Raw genomic sequence first — 24,581 nt, 5'->3', positions numbered from 1 at the left:
TGCAGGCGCCGGTGAGTGCGCCGGTGAACGTCTGCGGCAACACGATTGACGTCATCGGGCTGCTGAACCCGGCGTTCGGCAACCGCTGCGCCAACGGCGCCGGCCAGTCGGGGAACCCGGGCCAGCCCGGCAACCCGGGCCAGCCCGGCAACCCCAGCACTTCCGGCGGCGGCGCCGGCGCCTCCGGGCAGGCCGCCGGTTCGCCGGGCGTGCTGTCCGGCAACAACGTGCAGGCGCCGGTGAGTGCGCCGGTGAACGTCTGCGGCAACACGATTGACGTCATCGGGCTGCTGAACCCGGCGTTCGGCAACCGCTGCGCCAACGACGCCGGCCGGCCGGGGAACCCGGGCCAGCCCGGCGATCCGGGTCAGCCGGGCGGTCCGCAGGATCCGGACGAGCCGTGCGACGAGGACGGTCCGGGCAACCCCGGCAACCCGGGGAACCCCGCCAACCCGGGGAACCCGGGGAACCCCGCCAACCCGGGGAACCCGGGGAACCCGGGTACTCCGGGCCAGCCGGGCAACCCCGGCGGAGGTCCGGTGACGCCCGGCGGTCCCGGGGTCGGGATCGAGCCGCCCCGGCAGGCCGGGCTTGCCGCGACCGGAGCCGGCGACGTCCTCGGCGTGGCCGTTCCGCTGGCCGCCGGCACGCTGCTGGCCGGGGCCGTGCTCTACCGGCGGGCCCGCAGCACGGGCTGACGTACCGTCACCGCGCCGGCCCCGCCCTTCCCGGGCGGGGCCGGCGCCGTGTCTCCAGGTCAGCCCGTCACCAGGTCGCCCGGACCTGACGGATGATCCGGCGGCGCAGCCGCACTCTGCGGCTGCCGTCCCTGTGCAGGCTCAGCCGGTCGAGTTCCCAGTTCCCGTACTCGGCGTGGTCGGTCAGCAGTCGGGTCGCCTCTTTGCGGGGGACCCCGCGAGGCACGTACACGTCGACGAATTCGTATTCCGGCATCGCATCTATTGTGCGGGCACCGCCCCGCTACGGATAGCGTCTGCTCTATGTCTGATGCCGCTCTGCCCACTGTTGCCGAGGTTCGCGCCGCCGCCGAGGCCGTCAAGGCCGCCATCGACCGCCACCTCGCCGCTGTCGAGAGCAGGGTCGGGGACGAGGACCCGGCCGTCTACGCCGCTTTCAACGAACTCGCCGCCGCAGCCGAGGAGTACGACGAGCTCCTCTACGACCGCTACGACGAGGTCACCCCGTTCGAGATCCCCACCCCCGAGGACGGAGCCCCGTACGCCGGACCCGCCGAGCCCGCCGCCTTCAGCGTGCTCATCCGCCGCGACTACGCCGTCGTGCACCCGGGGCGGCTGGTCGCGCAGGCCGACCGGGTCGCCGCGCACGACCGCGACGCCGAGCTCGTCCACGACGGCGGCACCGCCGGGGCCCTCGGCGTCCTCTTCGGGGAGTACGAGCCCGACGAGATCGCCTCCCGGGCCAGGGACTTCGGCTTGGAGGAGGGCGACTCGACGCTGTGGATCGCCGCGTCCCGCGAGATCCCGGAGCCGGGGGAGTGGCTCGCCGCGCCGTTCGACGGCACCGGCCCGCAGGACGTCCTGCACCGGTTCGACGTCAGCGCCGTCTTCGACGACGACGAGGAGGAGGACGAGCCCGCGGAGCCCGGCCTGGCGCCGGCCTGACCCCTCCCCGCGCCGCAGACACGACCGGCCCCCCCGCCCGCCACGGGACGGGGGGCCGGCCGCGTGGCCCGCGCCCTTACTCCGGCCGGTCCTGCGCCGCGGCCGCGAGGGCTCGCAGCAGGCCCGCCAGCCGCGTCGTCCGCGGCTTCGGCAGCACCTCCGCGACCGCGCGCGGCAGGGCCTGGTCGACGCCGTGCACCACGGACAGGTGCCGCTCGGCCCGCCCGAACGCCGTGTACACCCAGTCCCGCGACAGGGCGGGCACCGCGTCCCCCGGCAGGACCACGACCACGGCCGGCCAGCGCGCGCCGACGGCCTGGTGCGCCGTGACCGCCCAGCCGTGCCGCACCCGCGACTCCACCAGCTCCTTCGGTACGACGACCCGCGCGCCCGCGGCGTCCAGGTGCAGGCCTGCGGCGTCAGCCGACACCACCCGCGCCGGGACGGCCCGCCCGGGCGACGGCACGTGGACGACGCGGTCCCCCGGGTCGAAGCCGCCGAACCGGCCCGGCCCCGGGTTGAGCCGCTCCTTCAGCGCCGCGTTCAGCGCGCGGGTGCCTGCCGAGCCGCCGTGGCCCGGGGTGATGACCTGCACGCCGTCCGCCCCGATGCCGAAGGCCCGCGGCACGGACTCGGCGACCAGCTGCACCGTGCGGTGCACCGCCTCGCCCGCGTCCCGGACGGGCACGATGACGACTTCCCGGCCCGGGGCGTCGACCTGGTTCAGTTCGCCGATCCCGATGCCCGAGACCAGCTCGCCGATCGGGCCCGGATCCGGGATCCGGGAGGCCACCTGCGGGCAGAAACGGGCCGCGAGGACGTCCGCGAACACCCGGCCGGGGCCCGCCGATCCCAGGACCGCGGGGTCCCCGGACAGCACCAGGCGGGCGCCGTCCGGCACCGACTCCACCAGGGCGGCCGCACTCTCCACGTCGAGCTGCGGCGCGTCCAGCACGACGAGCAGGTCCAGCGCGAACCGGCCGTCCGCGTCCCGCTCGGGGCCCTCGGTCCCGGCGAGCAGCCCGGCCACGGTGACGGCCCCCGGGGCGGGGGCGTGCGCGGCGAGGCAGGTGCGCAGCCCGTGCTCCCGGGCCGCCGCCACCAGGGCCAGCGGCTCGGCGCGGGCGGCCTTGCCGCCGGTGTGCACGACCAGGCCGTGCGCCGCGGCGGCGCGGACCAGGTCGGCGCCGGTGTCGGCCGCGGGCGGCTCCCAGGCGGCGGCGCCCTCGCCGGTGAACGTGCCGGCCAGCCGGGCCAGGCCGTCGGCCAGGCTCTCCTCGGCCAGCGCGTGGCCCTCCAGGCCGACGAGGACCCGTACGGGCTGCTCGGCGCCGGCGTCGGAATCCTGAGAGGCGGCCGGTTCGGCCACCGGCTCGTGGAACACCAGGACCAGGCCCTCGGCGATCGCCTGGCCGAGCGCCTCGGCCGGGGCGGGGACCCCGTAGCCGGCCAGGGCGGACTCCAGGGCGGGCGCCTCCAGGGCGGTGTGGCCCTTGAGCGCGGCCTGTTCCAGCAGCCAGCCGACGAGCGCCGCGCCGCGGCGCTCGTCGGCCGGTCCGGCGCCGGGGCCCAGCAGGGCCCGTGCGAACCCGTCCGCCTGGTTCGGACGGACCCCCGCGACGGCGAGGAGCCGCCACGGGTCCTCGGCGAGCTGCTCGGCCGCGTCCTCACCGAGCACGGACGCCGCCGGGGCCGCCAGCTCCGCCGGGGCGCTGCCGCGCGCGAGCACGGCCCGTACCGCCTCGACGCGCTCCGCGGGGGGCGCGGCGGGCGCGGCGGCCTCCGGGCGCGGCCGAGACGGCTGCGCGGCCGGTTCGGGCGCGCGGGCGGCGGGGGCCTCCGGGGCGGGCCTGCGCGGGGCGGCCGGGGCGTCGTCGAAGTACAGCGGCGCGGACGCCCCGCTCTCCACGGCCCGTACGGCGGCCAGCAGATCGGCGGCCTTGCCGCTGAGCTTGCCGCCCGCCTCCACCGGGGCCGGGCGTTCCGCCTTGCGGCGCGCGATCCGCTCCCGCTCGTACCGCTGCGCCGCGAGCTCGGCCTCGGCCTCACTGAGCTGCGCCCCCTCGCCCCCGCCGGCACCCGCCACGGCCTCACCGCCGCCGGTGCCCTCCGGGTCCCCGCCGTCGCGGGCGCCGACGGGCCCGTCCCCCGCCGGGTCCTCTCCCGCTCCGCCGCCGGCCGAAGCCCCGTGCTCCGCGGCGTCGCCGCCGCCCGCGTCCTGCGGATCCGCGCCGTCCGGGGAGTCGTCGGCTGCGGTGGGACCGGCGGCTGCGGGGTCGTCCGCCGCGCCGTCCTCTTCCGGCCCCGGGTGTCCGCCGTCCCCGGAGGCGGGCTCGGCTTCGGCCGCCGCGCCCCCCGTGCCGGGGCCGGCAGGGGAGCCGGGCGGCTGCTGGCCGGCGGGCGGTGTCGGGGTTTCCGCGGCAGCGGCTACGGCTTCGGCCTCGGCGTCGCGGTCCGTGCTCACAGCGTGCTCCAGTCCTGGTCGGGGTAGCGGTGCACCGGCGCGGACACGTCGTCCAGCGCCCGGCAGATCTCCTCCGGAAGCGTAAGCTCCTCCACCGACAGGGCCTCCGCGAGCTGCGCGGACGTCCGCGCACCGACGATCGGCGCGACCACCCCCGGCCGGTCCCGCACCCACGCCAGCGCCACCTGGAGCGGCGTCACCGCCAGGCCGTGCGCGGCCGTCGCCACCGCGTCCACGATGCCCGCCGCCGCGTCGTCGAGGTACGGCTCCACGAAGCCCGCCATGGCCGGGGACGCGCCCCGCGAGTCCGCCGGGGTGCCCGCCCGGTACTTGCCCGTCAGGACCCCCCGCCCCAGCGGCGACGACGGCAGCAGGCCGACGCCCAGGTCGCGGGCCGCGGGCAGCACCTCCCGCTCCACGCCCCGCTGGAGCAGGGAGTACTCCATCTGCGTGCTGGCCAGCCTGGTCCGCCCGCCCGGCGCCGCCAGCTGCCAGGTCGCCGCCTTGGCCAGCTGCCAGCCGCTGAAGTTCGACACCCCCGCGTACCGGGCGCGCCCGCTGCTGACGGCCAGGTCCAGGGCCTGCAGCGTCTCCTCCAGCGGGGTCGCCGGGTCGAAGGCGTGGACCTGCCACAGGTCGACGTGGTCCGTGCCGAGGCGCTTCAGGGAGTCGTCGAGAGCGGCCAGCAGGTGCCCGCGCGAGCCGTCGAAGCGCCGGTCGGGGTCGGGCACGCTGCCCGCCTTCGTCGCGATGACGAGGTCCCGGCGCGGGACGAGCGGGCCGACGAGCCGGCCCAGCAGGTACTCGGCGTCGCCGCCCCCGTACACGTCGGCGGTGTCGACGAGCGTGCCGCCCGCCTCCCAGAACGCCTTCAACAGCTCCGCGGCGCCCGCCTCGTCCGGCCCGTCCTCGGAACGGCCCCAGGTCAGGGTGCCGAGGCCGATCCGGGACACGCGCAGGCCGGTGCGGCCGAGATGCCTCTGCTCCATGGGCGCTGAGACTACTGGGGCACTGACGCGGCGGACCCTGGCGCGCTACAGTCCGCCCAGACCAACGTTACTGATCGGTAAACCGGTAAGGGGACGACACATGCGGCTCGGCATCAATCTCGGCTACTGGGGCGCCGGCATGGACGCGGACAACCTCGCCGTGGCCCAGGAGGCGGACCGCCTCGGCTACGACGTCTGCTGGGCCGCCGAGGCGTACGGCTCCGACGCCCCCACCGTGCTGTCCTGGGTCGCCGCCCAGACCCGGCGCATCGACGTCGGCTCCGCGATCATGCAGATCCCGGCGCGCCAGCCCGCGATGACCGCGATGACCGCCGCCACCCTCGACTCCCTCACCAAGGGCCGCTTCCGCCTCGGCCTCGGCGTCTCCGGCCCGCAGGTCTCCGAGGGCTGGTACGGCGTGAAGTTCGACAAGCCGCTCGCCCGCACCCGCGAGTACGTCGAGATCGTCCGCAAGGCGATGACCCGCGAGCGCCTCTCCTACGAGGGCGAGCACTGGACGCTGCCCCTGCCCGGCGGCCCCGGCAAGCCGATCAAGCTCACCGTCCACCCGGAGCGCGAGCGCATCCCGCTCTACATCGCCGCCATCGGCCCGAAGAACCTGGAGCAGACCGGCGAGATCGCCGACGGCGCCCTGCTGATCTTCCCCGCCGCCGAACACCTGGAGGCCACCGCGCTGCGCCACATCCGGGCCGGCCGCGAGAAGGCCGGGCTCGGCATGGACGGCTTCGACGTCTGCCCGACCGTGCCACTCGCCGTCGGCGACGACGTGCCCGGCCTCGCCGACATGTTCCGCCCGTACACCGCCCTCTACGTCGGCGGCATGGGCAGCCGGAAGCAGAACTTCTACAACCAGCTCGCACAGCGCATGGGCTACGAGAAGGAAGCCGCGGAGATCCAGGACAAGTACCTGGCCGGCGACAAGGCGGGCGCAGCCGCCGCCGTCCCGCACTCCCTGATCGACTCCACCACCCTGCTCGGCTCCGTCGAGCGCATCGCGGACGGCATGCGGGCCTACGCCGAGGCCGGCGTCACCACCCTGACCCTCGCCCCGGCCGGATTCACCCTGGAGGAGCGGATCACCGCCCTGCGCGCCGGCACGCAGGCCCTGGAACACGCAGGCCTCGCCTGACGGACGCGAAGCGGGCCCCGGGGAGACCGGGGCCCGGAAGCCTGCGGCCGTGGTGGGGGCTCGGGGGTCTCCCCGCCACGGCCGACACCGCAACAACGCGCGCGCCGCCCCCGGGGTTACGCACCCCGGCCACCCCCGCCGTCACCCGAACGGAGGAGCGGGAACGCCCCCTCGGTTGCCCGCCCGGGCGTCCCCACGTTGACTCGGAGCATGCTCTCGGCCCGCAGCGTGTTCCAGGAGATCCTCGACAACGAGGACTCCTTCCGGCTCTTCTGCTCCATCGCCGCCAGCGGCGAGGCCCAGGGCGGCTGGGAGAACGCCCGCATCGCCGCCCTGGTCCCCGACGGCATGCGCGACCTCGCCCCCAAGGTCGCCCGCCACGGCGCCGACGAGGACAAGCACGGCCGCATCTTCCGGGCACTGCTGCGCAAGCGCGGACTGCCGCCCGTCCCCGTCCCGCCCGAGACCGACTACACGATGCTGCTGGAGCGGCGCGGCATCGGCCTCGCCCACACGAAGCTGCGCGCCGACGACCCGCTCACGGAACAGGACGTCGTCGTGTACCTCGCGCACAGCCGCGTCACCGAACAGCGGGCCGCCGAGCAGATGGCCCTGCTCGTACGGCACTTCGGCGACCACCCCGAGATCGGCAGGGCCGTCCGCATGATCAGCGCCGACGAGGACAACCACCTGGCCTACTGCCACGAAGAGCTGCTGCGCCTCGCCCGCCGCGGCCACGGCCGCGCCATCCAGCGCGTCCTGCGCGACAGCGCCCTCGCCGAGATCGCCGTCCACCGGGACGTCAGCCTCGCCGTCATGGACCACATGGGACGGCTGCTGCGCTGGCCCGCCGCCAAGTCCGCCGCCCTCGCCGCCGGCATCCGCGCCGTGTACGCGTACGAGCGGTTCGCCGGCTGGCACCGCATGGCCCGCCTGCGCATGCCGGAACGCCTCGACGCCCTCGGCACCCCCGCCCCGGCCCCCGTATAGCCGCCGGCCCGGCAGCCGCCCGCCGACGCAGCCCAACTCCCCGTGTGCGCCACCCCGGACGCCGCCAGGGGGTTGCGAAAGTCCCGCACGGTGCCCACGGCGCCCGGCACGCACTCCCGCCGCACCGGCCGAAGCCCCGAGTACGCCCGGTACGAGGGCCTTCGCCCGGCACGCCGAGAGCACGCACCGGGCACCGCGGGCACCGCAACAGGACTTCCGCAGCACCCCCTAGTCTTGCGCCATGGCCACGCTGATCCTCGTACGACACGGGCGGTCCACCGCCAACACCGCAGGGCTGCTCGCCGGATGGACCCCGGGGGTCAGCCTCGACGAACGCGGCGCGGAGCAGGCCCGCGCACTGCCCGGACGGCTCGCCGGCGTACCGCTCGCCGCGGCCGTCACGAGCCCGCTCCGGCGCTGCCGGGAAACCCTGGAGCCGCTGCTCGCCGAACGCCCCGACCTGTCGCTGCACACCGACGAGCGGATCGGCGAATGCCACTACGGCGACTGGTCGAACCGCAAACTCGCGGAACTCGCCGAAGAACCCCTGATGAAGATCGTGCAACAGCACCCGTCGGCCGCCGCCTTCCCCGGCGGTGAGTCCATGCGGGCGATGCAGGCGCGCGCCGTCGACGCCGTACGGGACTGGAACGCCCGCATCGAGGAGGAGCACGGCGCCGACGCCGTCTTCCTCATGTGCTCGCACGGCGACATCATCAAATCCCTCGTCGCCGACGCCCTCGGCATGCACCTGGACCTCTTCCAGCGCATCCACGTCGACCCCTGCTCCGTCACCGCCGTCCGCTACACCCCGACCAGGCCCTTCCTGCTCAGGCTCGGCGACACCGGCGACTTCGCCTCCCTCGCACCGCGCCCCGCCCCCGACGCCGCCGCCACCGAGACCGAGACCTTCGAAGCCTCCACCGAGGACGGCGGGAACGCGGTCGTGGGAGGCGGTGCGGGCGCGGCGTGATCGAACGGCGCAGTAGGGTGGATGGGCCACCCCACGGCGCGGCCACGCCCCGCCGCCGCACCCGCAGCGAAGACTTGGAGACTGGACGTGCCCCGTCAGGTGTTCCTCTACGACCCGCCGGACCGCTTCGTGGCCGGCACGGTCGGTCTGCCGGGACGCCGTACGTTCTTCCTGCAGGCCTCCGCCGGCCCCCGCATCACCAGCGTCTCCCTGGAGAAGACGCAGGTGGCGGCGCTCGCGGAGCGGATGGACGAACTGCTGGACGAGGTCGTGCGGCGCAGCGGCGGCAACGCGGCGGTGCCGGCCGTCGCGCCCGCCGAGGCCGCTGACACCGCGCCCCTCGACGTCCCCGTCGACGAGGAGTTCCGCGTCGGCACCATGGCCCTGGCCTGGGACGGCGAGGAACAGCGCATGATCGTCGAAGCGCAGGCGCTCGTCGAACTCGACGCCGACTCCGAGGAGGACCTCGCCGAGGCGGAGGAGCGGCTCCTCCAGGACGAGGAGAACGGCCCGCCCATGCTGCGGGTCCGCCTCACCGGAGCACAGGCCCGGGCCTTCGCCAAGCGCGCCCTGGACGTCGTCAACGCCGGGCGGCCGCCGTGCCCGCTGTGCAGCCTGCCCCTGGACCCCGAGGGCCACGTGTGCCCCCGCCAGAACGGCTACCGGCGCCAGGTGTGAACACCGCGGGGGAGCTGGAGGAACTGCTCGCCGAGGGCGAGCTGACCGTCGTCGGGCGGATCCCCGGCGCGTCGAACGCCGTCCTGCTGTGCACGGCCGCCCGCGGCGGCGCCCGCACCGACTGCGTGTACAAGCCCGTCAAGGGGGAGCGCCCCCTGTGGGACTTCCCCGACGGCAACCTGGCGCGCCGCGAGGTCGCCGCCTACCTGGTCTCCGAGGCCACCGGCTGGGGCCTCGTCCCGCCGACCGTGCTCCGGGACGGGCCGTACGGGGAAGGCATGGTCCAGCAGTGGATCGACGCCGCGCCGGACGGCGGCAGCGGCGCCGACGCCGACAGCGCCGGGCTGCTGGCCCTCGTCGAGGGCGAGGAGGCCGGGGACGGCTGGAAGCCGGTCGCCCTCGCCGAGGTCGGGGAGGGCCGCACCGCCCTCCTCGTACACGCCGACGACCCGCGGCTGCGGCGGCTCGCCGTCCTCGACGCCGTGATCAACAACGGCGACCGCAAGGGCGGCCACCTGCTGCCCGCGCCCGGCGGCCGCCTCTACGGCATCGACCACGGCGTCACCTTCCACGTCGAGGACAAGCTGCGCACCCTGCTCTGGGGCTGGGCCGGGGAACCCCTGACCGCCGAGGCGTGCGAGGTGCTGGCCCGGCTGGAGCGGCAGCTCGCCGACGGGCAGCCCCTCGCCACTCGCCTGGCCGAACTGATCACCACGGCCGAGCTGGCCGCCGTACGGGCCAGAGTCGCCCGCCTGCTGCGCACCGGAGTCCACCCCGAACCGTCCGGGCAGTGGCCGTCGATCCCCTGGCCGCCGGTCTGAGCCCGCCCCGGCGGGCACGCACAGAACGGGCCGCGGTGCAAGAGCGCCCATCCGGCCAACAGTGCTGGTCCGGTTAGTTTCCGGAACACCCGTCCGGTTAGGCTCAAGGCATGCATGCCTGGCCCGCTTCTGAGGTCCCCGCCCTGCCCGGCAAGGGCCGCGACCTCCAGATCCACGACACCGCGACCCAGGGGAAGATCACCCTCGACCCCGGTCCCGTCGCCCGCATCTACGTCTGCGGCATCACCCCGTACGACGCGACCCACATCGGTCACGCGGCGACCTACAACGCGTTCGACCTCGTCCAGCGCGTGTGGCTCGACACCAAGCGCCAGGTCCACTACGTCCAGAACGTCACCGACGTCGACGACCCCCTCCTGGAGCGGGCCCTGCGCGACGGCCACGACTGGACCGAGCTCGCGGAGCGCGAGACGGCACTCTTCCGCGAGGACATGACCGCGCTGCGGATCCTGCCGCCGCAGCACTACATCGGCGCCGTCGAAGCCATACCGGGCATCGTGCCGCTCATCGAACGGCTCCGGGACGCGGGCGCCGCGTACGAGCTGGACGGCGACGTCTACTTCTCCGTGGAGTCCGACCCCCACTTCGGCGAGGTGTCCCACCTCGACGCGGAGGCCATGCGGCTGCTGTCCGCCGAACGCGGCGGCGACCCCGAGCGCCCCGGCAAGAAGAACCCCCTCGACCCCATGCTGTGGATGGCCGCCCGCCCGGGCGAGCCCAGCTGGGACGGCGCCTCGCTCGGCCCCGGCCGGCCCGGCTGGCACATCGAATGCGTCGCCATCGCTCTGGACCACCTCGGCATGGGCTTCGACATCCAGGGCGGCGGGTCCGACCTGGCGTTCCCGCACCACGAGATGGGCGCCTCCCACGCGCAGGTGCTCACCGGCGAGTTCCCGATGGCCAAGGCGTACGTCCACGCCGGAATGGTCGCCCTGAACGGCGAGAAGATGTCGAAGTCCAAGGGCAACCTGGTCTTCGTCTCCGCCCTGCGGCGCGCCGGAGTCGACCCGGCGGCGATCCGGCTCGCGCTGCTCGCCCACCACTACCGCGAGAACTGGGAGTGGACGGACGAGGTCCTCGCCGAGGCCGAAGCGCGGCTCGCGCGGTGGCGTGCCGCCGTGTCCCGGCCGGACGGCCTGCCGGCCGACGCGCTGGTCGAGGAAGTGCGGGCGGCGCTCGCCGACGACCTCGACGCGCCGGGGGCGCTGGCCGCTGTGGATCGGTGGGTCGAGGCGCAGAACGCCGCCGACGGCGACGACACCGCGGCGCCGGGCCTGGTCTCCCGCACGGTGGACGCCCTCCTTGGCGTAGCCCTGTAACCCACCCAGGAAGGCCCCGCCCCCTCGCCTGCGCCTCAAACGCCGGCGAGGCTGGGTGGGGGCCGCCGGCACTCGGCCGGCTGCCGGGCTGATGGTGGTTCGGGGGCCCTGCCCCCGTGCTCCCGCTCCTCAAGCGCCGGCGGGGCTGGAGGGGACCGGCGTTCGTGTTCGGCTGCCCGGCGGCGGGTGGTTTCGGGGGCGCTGCCCCCGTGCCCCTGCGCCTCAAACGCCGGCGAGGCTAGGTGGGGGCCGCCGGCACTCGGCCGGCTGCCGGGCCGATGGTGGTTCGGGGGCCCTGCCCCCGTGCCCCCGCGCCTCAAACGCCGGCGGGGCTGGAGGGGGTCAGCGGGGCTGGATGAGTCGGCGGGGCTAGATGAGTCGGCGGGGCTGGATTGCCGCCGGTGGGACCGTCGGCCGTGCCAGGCCGGGTCGGCTTGGGCTTGTGGCGGCGGCTTTGCCGGAGGGGCGCCGGGCACAATCAAGCCCGCGCGGCGTTTGAGCGCAACGGGCGCGGAGCGCCCGTTTGGGGGCGGGGGCGGAGTCCCCGTTTCGGGAAGGGGCGGGGCGGGGAGTCGGCACCGCGCAGCGGCCCCGGAGCCGCCCCCCCGGGGCGTGCCGCGGCGAGCCGGAGCCCCGGCCGGTCACGGCTGCGGGGGGTCCGGGGTCTCGCCCGGGTCCTCCTCAGGGTCCGGGGACCTGCGGGGGCGGGGGCGGCCCGGCGACGGGTCGCGGAGGTACGAGGGGTCGCCGGGGGCGGGGCCCGGGTCCGCCGAGGGGTCCCGGCGGCGGAGGTAGCGCTCGAACTCCCGGGCGATGGCGTCCCCCGACGCCTCCGGCAGGTCCGCGGTGTCCCGCGCCTCCTCCAGCGTCTGCACGTACTCGGCGACCTCGCTGTCCTCGGCGGCGAGTTGGTCGACGCCGAGCTGCCAGGCCCGCGCGTCCTCGGGCAGCTCGCCGAGCGGGATCCGTACGTCGATGAGGTCTTCGAGCCGGTTCAGCAGGGCCAGCGTGGCCTTCGGGTTGGGCGGCTGGGAGACGTAGTGGGGGACGGCCGCCCACAGCGACACGGCGGGCACCCCGGCGTGCGTGCAGGCTTCCTGGAGGACGCCGACGATGCCGGTGGGGCCCTCGTACTTGGTCTCCTCCAGGTGCATCGTCCGGGCCAGGTCGGGGTCGGAGGTGACCCCGCTGACGGGGACCGGACGGGTGTGCGGGGTGTCGCCCAGGAGGGCGCCGAGGATGACGACCATCTCGACGCCCAGCTCGTGGGCGAAGCCGAGGAGTTCGTTGCAGAACGACCGCCACCGCATCGACGGCTCGATGCCCCGCACGAGGACGAGGTCGCGCGGCTTGGCGCCGCCGATCCGCACCACGGACAGCCGCGTCGTCGGCCAGGTGATCTTCCTGACGCCGTTGTCCAGCCACACGGTGGGCCGGTTGACCTGGAAGTCGTAGTAGTCCTCGGCGTCGAGCGCCGCGAAGACCTCGCCCTTCCATTCCCGGTCCAGGTGCGCGACCGCACCGGACGCCGCGTCGCCCGCGTCGTTCCAGCCCTCGAACGCGGCCACCATGACCGGGTCGATCAGCTCGGGCACGCCCTCAAGCTCGATCACCCAGGTCTCCTTCCGAAGTTCCTTGCCTACGGGGGTCAGCCTAAGGCTTGCGGGGACGGCTGCCACAGCCCACGACGGAGGGGCGGTTCCCCCCGGAACCGCCCCTCTTCCCCACGGCGCGGAAGGCTATGCCTTGCGGTCCAGCATCTCCTCGACGCGGCCGCGGACCTCGGCGCTGTCGAGGCCGCGGATGGTCACCGTGGTGCGCCGGCGCAGCACGTCGTCGGCGGTCTCGGCCCACTCGAAGTCGCGGGCGTAGGCGACCTGCGCCCAGATCTCGGGGCCGTCCGGGTGGATGCGCTCGGCCAGGGCCGGGTCCTCGTTGGCGAGGCGGGCCACGTCGAAGGCGAGGGAACCGTAGTGGGAGGCCAGGTGGCGGGCGGTCAGCGGGTCCATGCGGGCGCCGGGCTCACGGTCGACGAGCAGGCGGTGGGCGACCGCGTTCGGGTTGGCGACGCCGGGCAGCGGGACCCGGCGGACCAGCGACTTGACCGGCTCCATGTCGTCGGTGAGCGGGCTGCCGGGCAGCTTGGCCAGCTTGTCCATGACCACGCGGCCGATGTGGCGGTACGTGGTCCACTTGCCGCCGGCGACGGACAGCATGCCGCCCGCGCCCTCGGAGACGACGGTCTCGCGCTTGGCCTTCTCGACGCCGCCGGGGCCGCCGGGCAGGACGCGCAGGCCGGCGAACGCGTACGTCATCAGGGAGCGGTCGAGGTCGGCGTCCTTCACGGAGAAGGCGGCCTCGTCCAGGATCTGCTGGATGTCCTTCTCGGTGGCGCGGACGTCGGCCGGGTCGCCCTCGTACACCTCGTCGGTGGTGCCCAGCAGAAGCTGGTCCTCCCACGGCAGGGCGAACGTGATGCGGTACTTGTCGATCGGGGTGGCCATGGCGGCCTTCCAAGGCGACTTGCGCTTCATGACGATGTGCGCGCCCTTGGACAGGCGGATCGACGGCAGCGCGTGCTTGTCCTCCATGCGCCGCAGGTGGTCCACCCACGGTCCGGTGGCGTTGAGCACGACGCGGGCGTCGATGCCGAACTCGGTGCCGTCGAGGCGGTCCTTGAGCTCGGCGCCGGAGACCCGGCCGCGCGTCGTGCGCAGGCCGGTGACCTCTGCGTGGTTGAGGACGACCGCGCCGGACTCGACGGCCGCGCGGACCGTCATGACGGCGACGCGGGAGTCGTTCATCTGGTGGTCGTAGTAGACCGCGACGGCCTTGAGGTTGTCGGTCTTCAGGCCGGGGTTGTCGGCGACGGCACGGGCGGGGGATATGACCTTGCCCATGCCGTCGCCGAAGGCCGAGAGGGCGGAGTAGGCGAAGACGCCCGCGCCCAGCTTGGCCGCACCCACCGGGCCGCCCTTGTAGACCGGCAGGTAGAAGGTGAGCGGGTTGACCAGGTGCGGGGCCACGTCCTTGGCCAGCACCCGCCGCTCGTGGTGGTTCTCGGCCACCAGCTTGACCGCGCCGGTCTGCAGGTAGCGCAGGCCGCCGTGGACGAGCTTGGAGGAGGCGGAGGAGGTGGCGCCGGCGAAGTCGCCGGCGTCCACCATGGCGACCCGCAGACCCGACTGCGCGGCGTGCCAGGCCACCGAGGTGCCCAGGATTCCACCGCCGATGACCAGCAGGTCGTACGTGGCCTTGGCCAGCTGCTCACGGGTCTCGGCGCGGCCCGGGTTCGAGCCGGCGGTCGGGTGCGTTCCCAGGGCGGGGACGCTCTGCAGGGTGCTCATGTCTCTTCAGCTCCTCATCGGTTCGACGGCTGGTGCGGTCAGCCGGCGTTTTCCTCGTCGATCCAGCCCATGGACCGCTCGACGGCCTTGAGCCAGTTCTTGTACTCGCGGTCCCGCTGGTCGGCGGCCATCCGCGGGGTCCACTCGGCCGCGCGGCGCCAGTTGGCGCGCAGGGCGTCGGTGTCGGGCCAGAAGCCGACGGCCAGGCCGGCGGCGTAGGCGGCGCCAAGGCAGGTGGTCTCGGCGACCATCGGACGGACCACGGGGGCGTCCAGGAAGTCGGAGAGCGTCTGCATCAGCAGGTTGTTGGAGGTCATGCCGCCGTCGACCTTCAGGGCGGCCAGCTCGACGCCGGAGTCCTTGGTCATGGCGTCGGTGATCTCGCGGGTCTGCCAGGCGGTGGCCTCCAGGACGGCGCGGGCGATGTGCGCCTTGGTGACGTACCGGGTCAGGCCGGCGATGACGCCGCGGGCGTCGGCGCGCCAGTAGGGGGCGAACAGGCCGGAGAAGGCGGGGACGAAGTAGGCGCCGCCGTTGTCCTCGACGGAGGAGGCCAGCGTCTCGATCTCGGCCGCGGACTTGATCAGGCCCATCTGGTCGCGCATCCACTGGACGAGCGAGCCGGTGACGGCGATGGAGCCCTCCAGGGCGTAGACCGGCTTCTGGTCGCCGATCTGGTAGCCGACGGTGGTCAGCAGGCCGCTGTAGGAGTTGATGATCTTGTCGCCGGTGTTCATCAGCATGAACGTGCCGGTGCCGTAGGTGGACTTGGCCTCGCCCTCGGAGAAGCAGGTCTGGCCGAACAGGGCGGCCTGCTGGTCGCCGAGCGCGGAGGCGACGGGCACGCCCGCGAGGACGCCGTCCTTGACGTGGCCGTATACCTCGGCGGAGGAGCGGATCTCGGGGAGGACCGCGAGCGGGACGTCCATGGACTCCGCGATGCGCTCGTCCCAGGCGAGCGTGTGCAGGTTCATCAGCATGGTGCGGGACGCGTTGGTCACGTCGGTGACGTGGACGCCGCCCTGCGCGCCGCCGGTCAGGTTCCAGATGACCCAGGAGTCCATGGTGCCGAAGAGGATGTCGCCGGCCTCGGCGCGCTCGCGCAGCCCCTCCACGTTGTCGAGGAGCCAGCGGACCTTCGGGCCCGCGAAGTACGAGGCGAGCGGCAGGCCCGTCTCGCGGCGGAAGCGGTCCTGGCCGACGTTGCGGCCGAGCTCCTTGCAGAGGGCGTCGGTGCGGGTGTCCTGCCAGACGAGCGCGTTGTGGACCGGCTCGCCGGTGTTCCTGTCCCACAGGACGGTGGTCTCGCGCTGGTTGGTGATGCCGATCGCCTTGACGTCGGCGGAGGTGATCTCCGCCTTGGCGATGGCGCCGGCGACGACCTCCTGGACGTTTGCCCAGATCTCGGTGGCGTCGTGCTCCACCCAGCCGGGCTTGGGGAAGATCTGCTCGTGCTCCTTCTGGTCGACGGCGACGATGCGGCCGTCGCGGTCGAAGACGATGCAGCGGGAGGAGGTGGTGCCCTGGTCGATCGCTGCGATGAAGGGGCCGGTGCTGCTGGTCATGGTGGCTGCTCCTGGCAGGTCGTGAGGAGTGCGGATTCAGTGGGGCGGTGCGGATCCTACGAGCGCGGGGCCGTTCCGATCAGGCGAACGCGATGTTGTAGAGACCGCCGGCGAGCGCGGCGCCGGCGAGCGGGCCGACCACCGGGATCCAGGAGTAGCCCCAGTCGGAGCCGCCCTTGTTGGGCAGCGGCAGCAGGGCGTGGACGATGCGGGGTCCGAGGTCGCGGACCGGGTTGATGGCGTAGCCGGTGGGGCCGCCGAGGGAGAGGCCGATGCCGACGACCACGAAGGACGTGATCAGGACGCCTATGACGCCGAGGCCCTTGCCGTCGTCCTGGAGGCCCTGGGTGAGGATGGCCAGGACGAGGACGGCGGTGCCGATGATCTCGGTGGTGAGGTTCTGCACCACGTTGCGGATCTCGGGGCCGGTGGAGAAGACGCCGAGGACGGGGCCCGCCTGGTCGTGCGGGTGGGGGTCCTCGGGGCCGAGCTTGGCGTCCCGGATGTGCTCGGGGTCCGCGAGGTGGGCGCGGAACTGGCCGTAGTAGGTGATCCACATCAGGACGGCGCCGAGCATCGCGCCGAGGAGCTGTCCCGCGAAGTAGACGGGGACGTCGCCCCACTCGCCGTTCTTGACGGCCAGGCCGACGGTGACCGCCGGGTTCAGGTGCGCGCCGGAGAGGGGGGCGGAGACGTAGGCGGCGATCAGGACGGCGAAACCCCAGCCGAAGGTGATCGACAGCCAGCCTGCGTTACGGGCCTTGGAGCTCTTGAGCGTGACGGCGGCGCAGACACCACCGCCGAGCAGGGTGAGCAGGGCGGTACCGATGGTCTCGCCGAGGAAGATGTCGGAGCTGGGCACCCGCGACTCCTTTGTCTTGCGTCCAGGGGTGGGCGGACACGGGTCCCGTCCCGTCGTCCGCGCACTCGGTGAGTGCTTCACCGGTCCTTGGCCTTGCCACACCCTAACGCGTATTGCCGGTAGGTGTTCGACAATGCCGACCGATGAACGGCAGTTTTCCGCCCGGGTGAAGAACGCGTCAAGGGTTGGCCAGGCCAAATGCCGGATCGTTACCGCACCGTGGAGCCGATCACATCAAGCCTCGAGGCGGCCGAAATATGGCGAAAAGGGGGCAGGAATCGGCCGCTGAGTGGCCTGAATCGGTCCAGAGGGGGCTAGAAGCGGCCCGCGCCGAGGTCGCGCGAAACAGCGCGCGCGCAGTCCCGTACGGACGCCACCAGGGCCGCCCGCGGCTCGCCGGTCTCCCCGCACACCCGCTCCACCGCGCCGGCGACCGCCACCGCGCCCACCGGCATGCGGCGCCGGTCGTGGATGGGCGCCGCCACCGACGCCACGCCTTCCCACGTCTCCTCCACGTCGGCCGCCCAGCCGCGCGCCCGGGTCAGGTCGAGGACCTCCTCGAAGCCGGCCGCGTCGGTGACCGTGCGGGGCGTGAACGCCTCCCGCTCCGCCTCCACGGCCTCGGTGTGCGCGACCGGGTCGTACGCCGAGAGCACCTTGCCCAGGGCCGTCGAGTGCAGCGGCTGCATGGCGCCCACCTCCAGCACTTGACGGCTGTCGTCCGGGCGGAACACGTGGTGCATGATCAGCACCCCGCTCTTGTGCAGCACGCCCACGTACACGCTCTCGCCGCTCGCCCGGGCCAGGTCGTCCGTCCACACCAGCGCCCGCGCCCGCAGCTCGTGCACGTCCAGGTAGCTGTTGCCCAGCCGGAGCAGCTCCGCGCCCAGCTGGTAGCGGCCCGAGGCGGCGTCCTGCTCGACGAAGCCCTCGGCCTGCAGGGTGCGCAGGATCCCGTGCGCCGTGCCCTTGGCCAGACCCAGGGAGGAGGCGATGTCCGACAGGCCCAGGCGGCGCTCGCCGCCCGCCAGGAGCCGCAGCATCGCAGCGGCTCGTTCGAGCGACTGGATGTTCCGTGCCATGGCGCAGCCTCCTGCTGATGTAGTTCGACAATGCTGAACACTATCGGCCCATGCCGACCTTCTGCATGGTCAGGCGACGTGTTCCGGCCGCAGCGTGTCCTGGACCCGCCCCGTCGACCCCCGCGCACAGCATGCAGTCCGCCACGTGGGACACCCGCACCGGGGCTCCCGCCGCGCGGTTACCCTGACCGCGTGCACCCTTGGAACGGCAAGGGTGCAAAGCCGACAGCCGTCGCATTCCAGGGAGCTCTCCATGGCCTCGTTGCCGAACCTGCCCGCTGACACCCGGAACCGGGCCGATGCCCTCCGAGAGGCGCTCGCGACCCGCGTGGTCGTCGCCGACGGGGCCATGGGAACGATGCTCCAGGCGCAGGAGCCCACCCTGGAGGACTTCCAGCAGCTCGAAGGCTGCAACGAGGTCCTGAACATCACCCGCCCCGACATCGTGCGCTCCGTCCACGACGCCTACTTCGCCGTCGGCGTCGACTGCGTCGAGACCAACACCTTCGGGGCCAACCACTCCGCGCTCGGCGAGTACGACATCCCCGAGCGCATCCACGAGCTCTCCGAGGCCGGCGCCCGCATCGCCCGCGAGGCCGCCGACGCCGCCACCGCGGCCACCGGGCAGCAGCGCTGGGTCCTCGGCTCCATCGGCCCCGGCACCAAGCTGCCGACCCTCGGCCACATCGCGTACGCCACCCTCCGCGACGCCTACCAGGCCAACGCCGAGGGCCTGCTCGCCGGCGGCTCCGACGCCCTCCTCGTCGAGACGACCCAGGACCTCCTCCAGACCAAGGCCTCGGTCATCGGCGCCCGCCGCGCCATGGAGGCCCTCGGCCTCTCCGTCCCGCTGATCTGCTCGGTCACCGTGGAGACGACCGGCACCATGCTGCTCGGCTCGGAGATCGGCGCCGCGCTGACCTCCCTGGAGCCGCTCGGCATCGACATGATCGGCCTGAACTGCGCCACCGGCCCCGCCGAGATGAGCGAGCACTTGCGCTACCTGGCCCGCAGCGCGCGCATCCCGCTGTCCTGCATGCCGAACGCGGGCCTGCCGGTCCTCGGCAAGGACGGCGCCCACTACCCGCTGAGCGCGAGCGAGCTCGCCGACGCCCAGGAGACCTTCGTCCGCGAGTACGGCCTCTCCCTGGTCGGCGGCTGCTGCGGCACCACGCCCGAGCACCTGCGCCAGGTCGTCGAGCGGGTCCGCGGCCTCGCCCCCGCCGCCCGCGAGCCGCGCCCCGAGCCGGGAGCCTCCTCGCTCTACCAGACCGTCCCCTTCCGCCAGGACACCGCGTACATGGCGATCGGCGAGCGGACGAACGCCAACGGGTCGAAGAAGTTCCGCGAGGCCATGCTGGAGGCCCGCTGGGACGACTGCGTCGAGATGGCCCGCGACCAGATCCGCGAGGGCGCGCACATGCTCGACCTCTGCGTGGACTATGTCGGCCGCGACGGCGTCGCCGACATGCGGGAGCTGGCCGCCCGTTTCGCGACGGCCTCGACCCTGCCCGTGGTGCTGGACTCCACCGAGGTCGACGTCATCCGGGCGGGCCTGGAGGCCCTCGGCGGCCGCGCCGTCATCAACTCGGTCAACTACGAGGACGGCGACGGCCCCGACTCGCGCTTCGCGAAGGTCACCCGTCTGGCCCAGGAGCACGGCGCGGCCCTGATCGCCCTCACCATCGACGAGCAGGGCCAGGCCCGCACCGCCGAGCACAAGGTCGCCATCGCCGAACGGCTGATCGAGGACCTCACCGGCAACTGGGGCATCCACGAGTCCGACATCCTCATCGACTGCCTGACCTTCACCATCTGCACCGGCCAGGAGGAGTCCCGCAAGGACGGCATCGCCACCATCGAGGCCATCCGCGAACTCAAGCGCCGCCACCCCGAGGTGCAGACGACCCTCGGCCTGTCGAACATCTCCTTCGGCCTCAACCCGGCCGCCCGCGTCCTGCTGAACTCCGTCTTCCTCGACGAGTGCGTCAAGGCCGGCCTGGACTCGGCGATCGTCCACGCCTCGAAGATCCTGCCCATCGCCCGCTTCGACGAGGAGCAGGTCGCCACCGCCCTGGACCTCATCCACGACCGGCGTGAGGGCGACTACGACCCGCTGCAGAAGCTGATGGCCCTCTTCGAGGGCGTCAACACCAAGTCCCTCAAGGCCGGCCGCGCCGAGGAACTCCTCGCGCTGCCCCTGGAGGAGCGCCTGCGCCGGCGCATCGTCGACGGGGAGAAGAACGGCCTGGAGGCCGACCTCGACGAGGCCCTGCGGACCCGGCCGGCCCTCGACATCGTCAACGACACCCTCCTGGAGGGCATGAAGGTCGTCGGCGAGCTCTTCGGCTCCGGCCAGATGCAGCTGCCGTTCGTCCTGCAGTCCGCCGAGGTCATGAAGACGGCGGTGGCCTACCTGGAGCCGCACATGGAGAAGTCGGACGCGGAGGGCAAGGGCACCATCGTCCTGGCCACCGTGCGCGGCGACGTCCACGACATCGGCAAGAACCTCGTCGACATCATCCTCTCCAACAACGGCTACAACGTCGTCAACATCGGTATCAAGCAGCCGGTTTCGGCGATCGTGGAGGCGGCCCAGGAGCACAAGGCCGACGTCATCGGCATGTCCGGGCTCCTCGTCAAGTCCACGGTGATCATGAAGGAGAACCTGGAGGAGCTGAACCAGCGCAAGCTGGCCGCCACCTATCCGGTCATCCTCGGCGGCGCCGCCCTCACCCGCGCCTACGTCGAACAGGACCTCCACGAGATCTACGAGGGCGAGGTCCGCTACGCCCGCGACGCCTTCGAGGGACTGCGCCTCATGGACGCCCTCATCGCCGTCAAGCGCGGCGTCCCCGGCGCCGCCCTGCCCGAGCTCAAGCAGCGCCGCGTCCCCAAGCGCGACACCCCGCTGCCGCAGGTGAACGAGCCGGAGGAGCCCGCGGGCCGCTCCGACGTCTCCGTCGACAACCCCGTCCCGACCCCGCCGTTCTGGGGCACCCGGGTCGTCAAGGGCATCCCCCTGAAGGACTACGCCTCCTGGCTGGACGAGGGCGCCCTCTTCAAGGGCCAGTGGGGCCTGAAGCAGGCCCGCGCCGGCGGCCCCACCTACGAGGAGCTCGTCGAGAGCGAGGGCCGGCCCCGGCTGCGCGGCCTGCTGGACCGGCTCCACACGGAGAACCTGCTGGAGGCGGCCGTCGTCTACGGCTACTTCCCCTGCGTCTCCAAGGGCGACGACCTGATCCTCCTCGACGAGGCCGGCAACGAGCGGACCCGCTTCACCTTCCCGCGCCAGCGCCGCGGCCGCCGCCTGTGCCTCGCGGACTTCTTCCGCCCGGAGGAGTCCGGCGAGACCGACGTCGTCGGCCTCCAGGTCGTCACCGTCGGCTCGAAGATCGGCGAGGCGACGGCCGAGCTGTTCGCGTCGGACTCCTACCGCGAGTACCTGGAGCTGCACGGCCTGTCCGTCCAGCTCGCCGAGGCCCTCGCCGAGTACTGGCACGCCCGCGTCCGCGCCGAGCTGGGCTTCGGCGGAGAGGACCCCGCCGACGTGGAGGACATGTTCGCCCTGAAGTACCGGGGCGCCCGCTTCTCCCTCGGCTACGGCGCCTGCCCCGACCTGGAGGACCGCGCCAAGATCGCCGACCTGCTGCGCCCGGAGCGGATCGGGGTGCACCTGTCGGAGGAGTTCCAGCTCCACCCGGAGCAGTCCACCGACGCGATCGTCATCCACCACCCCGAAGCGAAGTATTTCAACGCACGCTGACGCAGACCGACGTACACTGGTCGGTCCCATACAGGCCGGTCGCCTGTTCCCCGGGGGGCGCCCCGCGCCGGAACAGGCGACCGGCCTTCTCGTCCCCACCGAGAGGCGTGCACATGACCAGTACCGTTCCCGTCTCCCCCGCCCGCACGGCCGACGGCTCGGCCCTCCAGGCGGTGCTGCTCGACATGGACGGGACGCTGGTCGACACCGAGGGCTTCTGGTGGGAGGCCGAGGTCGACGTCTTCGCCGACCTCGGCCACCGCCTGGAGGAGTCCTGGCGCGACGTCGTCGTCGGCGGCCCCATGAGCCGCAGTGCCCGCTTCCTCATCGAGGCCACCGGGGCCGAGATCGGCCTCGGCGAGCTCAGCGTCCTGCTGAACGAGCGCTTCGAGGCCCGCATCGCCGAGCAGGTGCCCCTGATGCCCGGGGCCGAGCGGCTGCTGTCCGAGCTGGCCCGGTACAACGTGCCGACCGCCCTCGTGTCCGCCTCGCACCGGCGCGTCATCGACCGCGTCCTGGGCTCCCTGGGCCCCGAGCGCTTCGCCCTGACCGTCGCCGGCGACGACGTCCCGCGCACCAAGCCGCACCCCGACCCGTACCTGCTGGCCGCCCGCACCCTCGGCGCCCACCCCTCCCGGTGCGCCGTCATCGAGGACACCCCCACCGGCGTTGCCGCCGCGGAGGCGGCCGGCTGCCGCGTCGTCGCCGTCCCCTCCGTCGGGCTGATCGCGCCCACGCCCGGGCGGACGGTGGTCGGCTCGCTGGAGGACGTCGACCTCGCCTTCCTGCGCTCCCTCATCACCCCGATGAACTGACCCGCCACGCTCAGTGGCGGACCCCGGTGCGGCAGCCCGGGAGCGATCTTCCGTTCCTTGGCTGACGCGCCGAAATCCCATCCATTCCCTGGTCGCGGGCCCGGGTGACCTTCGTCACCCGCAACGCCCCTTACCGACCGTTAGGGACTCCGGGACCGGTTCCCTTGTGTCCAGATTGATGATCTCCTGACCGCATCTGCGATGCCGCGGGCACTGACAGGCAGTCCCCTCCCATCACCGTGCGATTACACCCCAAGTCCGGCCAGTTCAAGCCATCCGGTCCAAGGCCACTAATGTCGACGCGGGCACTCCGCACCACAGCAGTCCCGGACACACACCCATGTGCCGGGTACGTGTGGACCGATCGTCACAAAACCGGCCCGATCGTTCCGCCCAGAACGGGCGACCGCCGCGAAGTGCCCTCTACGCCGCTTTGAACAAGTGCCGGTCAAGGGAGTACTTCCAGCATGAACCGCAAGACCCTGGTGCTGACGGCCGCGGCCGGACTGCTCACCCCGACCCTCGCTGCCTGCGGCAGCGCGACGGGCGGCGGAGCGGGAACCGGAGCGATCGTCGTCGGCACCACCGACCGGTACGAGGCGGCGGACTACGCCCCCGCACCGTTCGACCCGGCGTACGCCTACGACGCCGGAGCCTGGAACGTCCTGCGGCAGACCGTCCAGACCCTGATGCACACCCCCCGCGGCGGCGGCCAGCCCGTCCCCGAAGCCGCGTCCGCCTGCCACTTCACCGACACGGGCAACGAGAGCTACCGCTGCACCCTGCGCCCCGGCCTGAAATTCGCGAACGGCGAGCCCCTCACCGCCAAGGACGTCAAGTTCTCCATCGACCGCGTCCGCGCGATCAACGCCGAGAACGGCCCCGCCTCGCTGCTCTCCACCCTCGACACCGTCGAGGCCAAGGGCGCCGACACCGTCGTCTTCCACCTGAAGACCCCGGACGCGACCTTCCCGCACAAGCTCTCCACCCCGGCCGCCGGCATCGTCAGCGAGAAGTCCTACGACGCCGGGAAGCTCCGCGAGGGCTTCACCGTCGAGGGCTCCGGCCCCTACACGATGAAGGCCGAAGTCAAGGGCAACCGCCTCGTCCGCGCCGTCTTCAGCAAGAACCCGCACTACAAGGGCGACCTGAAGCTGCAGAACGACAAGGTCGAGCTGCGCACCTTCGACGACACCGCAGCCATGGGCAAGGCGCTCACCGACGGGCGGATCCACATGGTCTCCCGCACCCTGTCGCCCACCCAGATCAACGAGTTCTCGGCGAACCCGCCCAAGGGCATCCGCCTCGTCCCGATGCCCGGCCTGGAGATCCGCTACATCGGCTTCAACACCGAGGCCCCGGTCGTCAAGGAGAAGGCCGTCCGCCAGGCCCTCGCCGCCGCCGTCGACCGCAACGCGATCGTCTCCAAGGTGTACGGCAAGTCCGCGCAGCCGCTGTACTCGCTGGTCCCGACCTCGGTCACCGGCCACGTCAACTCCTTCCGCAACAAGTACGGCGAGGCCAACACGGCCAAGGCCGCACAGCTGCTGAAGGACGCCGGCATCAAGACGCCGGTCAGGCTGACGCTCACCTACACCAAGGACCACTACGGCGACGGCACGGCCGCCGAGTTCGAGATCCTGAAGAACCAGCTGAACTCCACCCGGCTGTTCGACATCACCGTCCAGGGCGCCGACTGGACCGAGTTCCGCCCGGCGCAGAAGAAGGGCGACTACGCCGCCTACGGGCTCGGCTGGTTCCCCGACTACCCGGACGCCGACAACTTCCTCGCTCCCTTCCTGGAGCAGGACAACTTCCTGGGCACGCCGTACGCCAACAGCACGGTGCGCACCAAGCTCATCCCCGAGTCGCGCAAGGCCGCCGACCGCAACGTCGCCGCCCCCGCGATCACGGAGATGCAGGACATCGTCGCCGAGGACGTGCCCGTCCTGCCCCTGTGGCAGGGCAAGCAGTACGTCGCCGCGCGCGACGGGATCACCGGAGTGGAGTGGTCGGTCAACGCCATCTCCGACCTCCAGCTGTGGGAACTCGGCCGCGGAGTCAGCGGCTGAGACCGGCAGGACCGGCGGCGGGTG

Annotated in this window: 19 protein-coding genes; 11 read left to right on the top strand and 8 right to left on the bottom strand. The window is 73.2% G+C overall.

The genetic code is table 11. The annotated features are described in order from the left end of the window. Positions 1–698, top strand: a 698-nt coding sequence (locus ACZ462_RS13590) for a chaplin (RefSeq protein ID WP_468251984.1), incomplete at its 5' end; no start/stop codon positions are given. Between the two features lie 67 nt (positions 699–765). On the opposite strand, the gene ACZ462_RS13585 is transcribed toward ACZ462_RS13590, so the two are convergent. Continuing rightward, positions 766–954, bottom strand: coding sequence for a DUF5703 family protein (locus tag ACZ462_RS13585; RefSeq protein ID WP_073774709.1), 189 nt, complete (start codon positions 952–954; stop codon positions 766–768). A 47-nt stretch (positions 955–1,001) separates the two neighbouring features. On the opposite strand from ACZ462_RS13585, the gene ACZ462_RS13580 reads away from it, so the two are divergent. Further along, positions 1,002–1,643, top strand: a complete 642-nt coding sequence (locus ACZ462_RS13580) for a hypothetical protein (protein ID WP_467806097.1) — start codon at positions 1,002–1,004, stop codon at positions 1,641–1,643. Positions 1,644–1,719: 76 nt separating this feature from the next. Here the strand turns inward: ACZ462_RS13580 and ACZ462_RS13575 are convergent, their stop codons facing one another. Further along, complete coding sequence (locus ACZ462_RS13575; protein ID WP_467806098.1) at positions 1,720–4,107, bottom strand: helix-hairpin-helix domain-containing protein; 2,388 nt, start codon at positions 4,105–4,107, stop codon at positions 1,720–1,722. Continuing rightward, complete coding sequence (locus ACZ462_RS13570) at positions 4,104–5,096, bottom strand: aldo/keto reductase (RefSeq protein ID WP_467806100.1); 993 nt, start codon at positions 5,094–5,096, stop codon at positions 4,104–4,106. Before ACZ462_RS13570 ends, ACZ462_RS13575 begins: the two co-directional genes overlap by 4 nt. A gap of 100 nt (positions 5,097–5,196) precedes the next feature. Between ACZ462_RS13570 and ACZ462_RS13565 the strand changes: the two genes are divergently transcribed. The 6 genes from ACZ462_RS13565 (at position 5,197) to mshC (ending at position 11,048) form a co-directional block, all read left to right on the top strand. After that, a complete protein-coding gene (locus ACZ462_RS13565; protein WP_467806101.1) occupies positions 5,197–6,246 on the top strand; it encodes an LLM class F420-dependent oxidoreductase in 1,050 nt (349 codons plus the stop codon). Positions 6,247–6,456: 210 nt separating this feature from the next. Next, positions 6,457–7,236 (top strand): ferritin-like domain-containing protein, encoded by a 780-nt coding sequence (locus ACZ462_RS13560; protein WP_467806103.1) that lies wholly within the window; start codon positions 6,457–6,459, stop codon positions 7,234–7,236. A 241-nt stretch (positions 7,237–7,477) separates the two neighbouring features. Next, on the top strand, positions 7,478–8,209 hold the full coding sequence (locus ACZ462_RS13555) for a histidine phosphatase family protein (RefSeq protein ID WP_467806104.1): 732 nt from the start codon (positions 7,478–7,480) through the stop codon (positions 8,207–8,209). Positions 8,210–8,296: 87 nt separating this feature from the next. After that, the gene (locus tag ACZ462_RS13550) at positions 8,297–8,887 is read left to right on the top strand and encodes a DUF3090 domain-containing protein (protein ID WP_114056904.1); all 591 of its coding nucleotides are present in this window, start codon (positions 8,297–8,299) and stop codon (positions 8,885–8,887) included. Further along, positions 8,851–9,708 (top strand): SCO1664 family protein, encoded by an 858-nt coding sequence (locus tag ACZ462_RS13545; protein ID WP_467806106.1) that lies wholly within the window; start codon positions 8,851–8,853, stop codon positions 9,706–9,708. Before ACZ462_RS13550 ends, ACZ462_RS13545 begins: the two co-directional genes overlap by 37 nt. 110 nt (positions 9,709–9,818) lie before the next feature. Continuing rightward, positions 9,819–11,048 (top strand): cysteine--1-D-myo-inosityl 2-amino-2-deoxy-alpha-D-glucopyranoside ligase, encoded by a 1,230-nt coding sequence (gene mshC, locus ACZ462_RS13540; protein WP_467806108.1) that lies wholly within the window; start codon positions 9,819–9,821, stop codon positions 11,046–11,048. Between the two features lie 641 nt (positions 11,049–11,689). Here the strand turns inward: mshC and ACZ462_RS13535 are convergent. From ACZ462_RS13535 to ACZ462_RS13515, 5 genes are all read right to left on the bottom strand, one after another. After that, a complete protein-coding gene (locus ACZ462_RS13535; protein WP_467806110.1) occupies positions 11,690–12,661 on the bottom strand; it encodes a PAC2 family protein in 972 nt (323 codons plus the stop codon). 126 nt (positions 12,662–12,787) lie between these two features. Next, positions 12,788–14,395 (bottom strand): glycerol-3-phosphate dehydrogenase/oxidase, encoded by a 1,608-nt coding sequence (locus tag ACZ462_RS13530; RefSeq protein ID WP_467806111.1) that lies wholly within the window; start codon positions 14,393–14,395, stop codon positions 12,788–12,790. A 38-nt stretch (positions 14,396–14,433) separates the two neighbouring features. Beyond that, positions 14,434–15,960, bottom strand: a complete 1,527-nt coding sequence (gene glpK, locus ACZ462_RS13525; RefSeq protein WP_467806112.1) for a glycerol kinase GlpK — start codon at positions 15,958–15,960, stop codon at positions 14,434–14,436. Between the two features lie 79 nt (positions 15,961–16,039). After that, entirely contained in the window at positions 16,040–16,822 is a 783-nt protein-coding gene (locus tag ACZ462_RS13520) for an MIP/aquaporin family protein (protein WP_467806114.1), read from the bottom strand. A 314-nt stretch (positions 16,823–17,136) separates the two neighbouring features. Next, positions 17,137–17,904 (bottom strand): IclR family transcriptional regulator, encoded by a 768-nt coding sequence (locus tag ACZ462_RS13515; RefSeq protein WP_467806116.1) that lies wholly within the window; start codon positions 17,902–17,904, stop codon positions 17,137–17,139. A gap of 253 nt (positions 17,905–18,157) precedes the next feature. On the opposite strand from ACZ462_RS13515, the gene metH reads away from it, so the two are divergent. The 3 genes from metH (at position 18,158) to ACZ462_RS13500 (ending at position 24,557) form a co-directional block, all read left to right on the top strand. Next, a complete protein-coding gene (gene metH / locus ACZ462_RS13510) occupies positions 18,158–21,670 on the top strand; it encodes a methionine synthase (RefSeq protein ID WP_467806118.1) in 3,513 nt (1,170 codons plus the stop codon). A 113-nt stretch (positions 21,671–21,783) separates the two neighbouring features. Beyond that, positions 21,784–22,485, top strand: a complete 702-nt coding sequence (locus ACZ462_RS13505) for an HAD family hydrolase (protein WP_467806119.1) — start codon at positions 21,784–21,786, stop codon at positions 22,483–22,485. 467 nt (positions 22,486–22,952) lie between these two features. Continuing rightward, complete coding sequence (locus tag ACZ462_RS13500; RefSeq protein ID WP_467806121.1) at positions 22,953–24,557, top strand: ABC transporter substrate-binding protein; 1,605 nt, start codon at positions 22,953–22,955, stop codon at positions 24,555–24,557. Positions 24,558–24,581: the final 24 nt, after the last annotated feature.

The organism is Streptomyces sp. NPDC031121 (assembly GCF_055570615.1).
The sequence above is the reverse complement of the archived record's forward strand: the minus strand, read 5'-3'. Positions and strand labels throughout refer to the sequence as shown.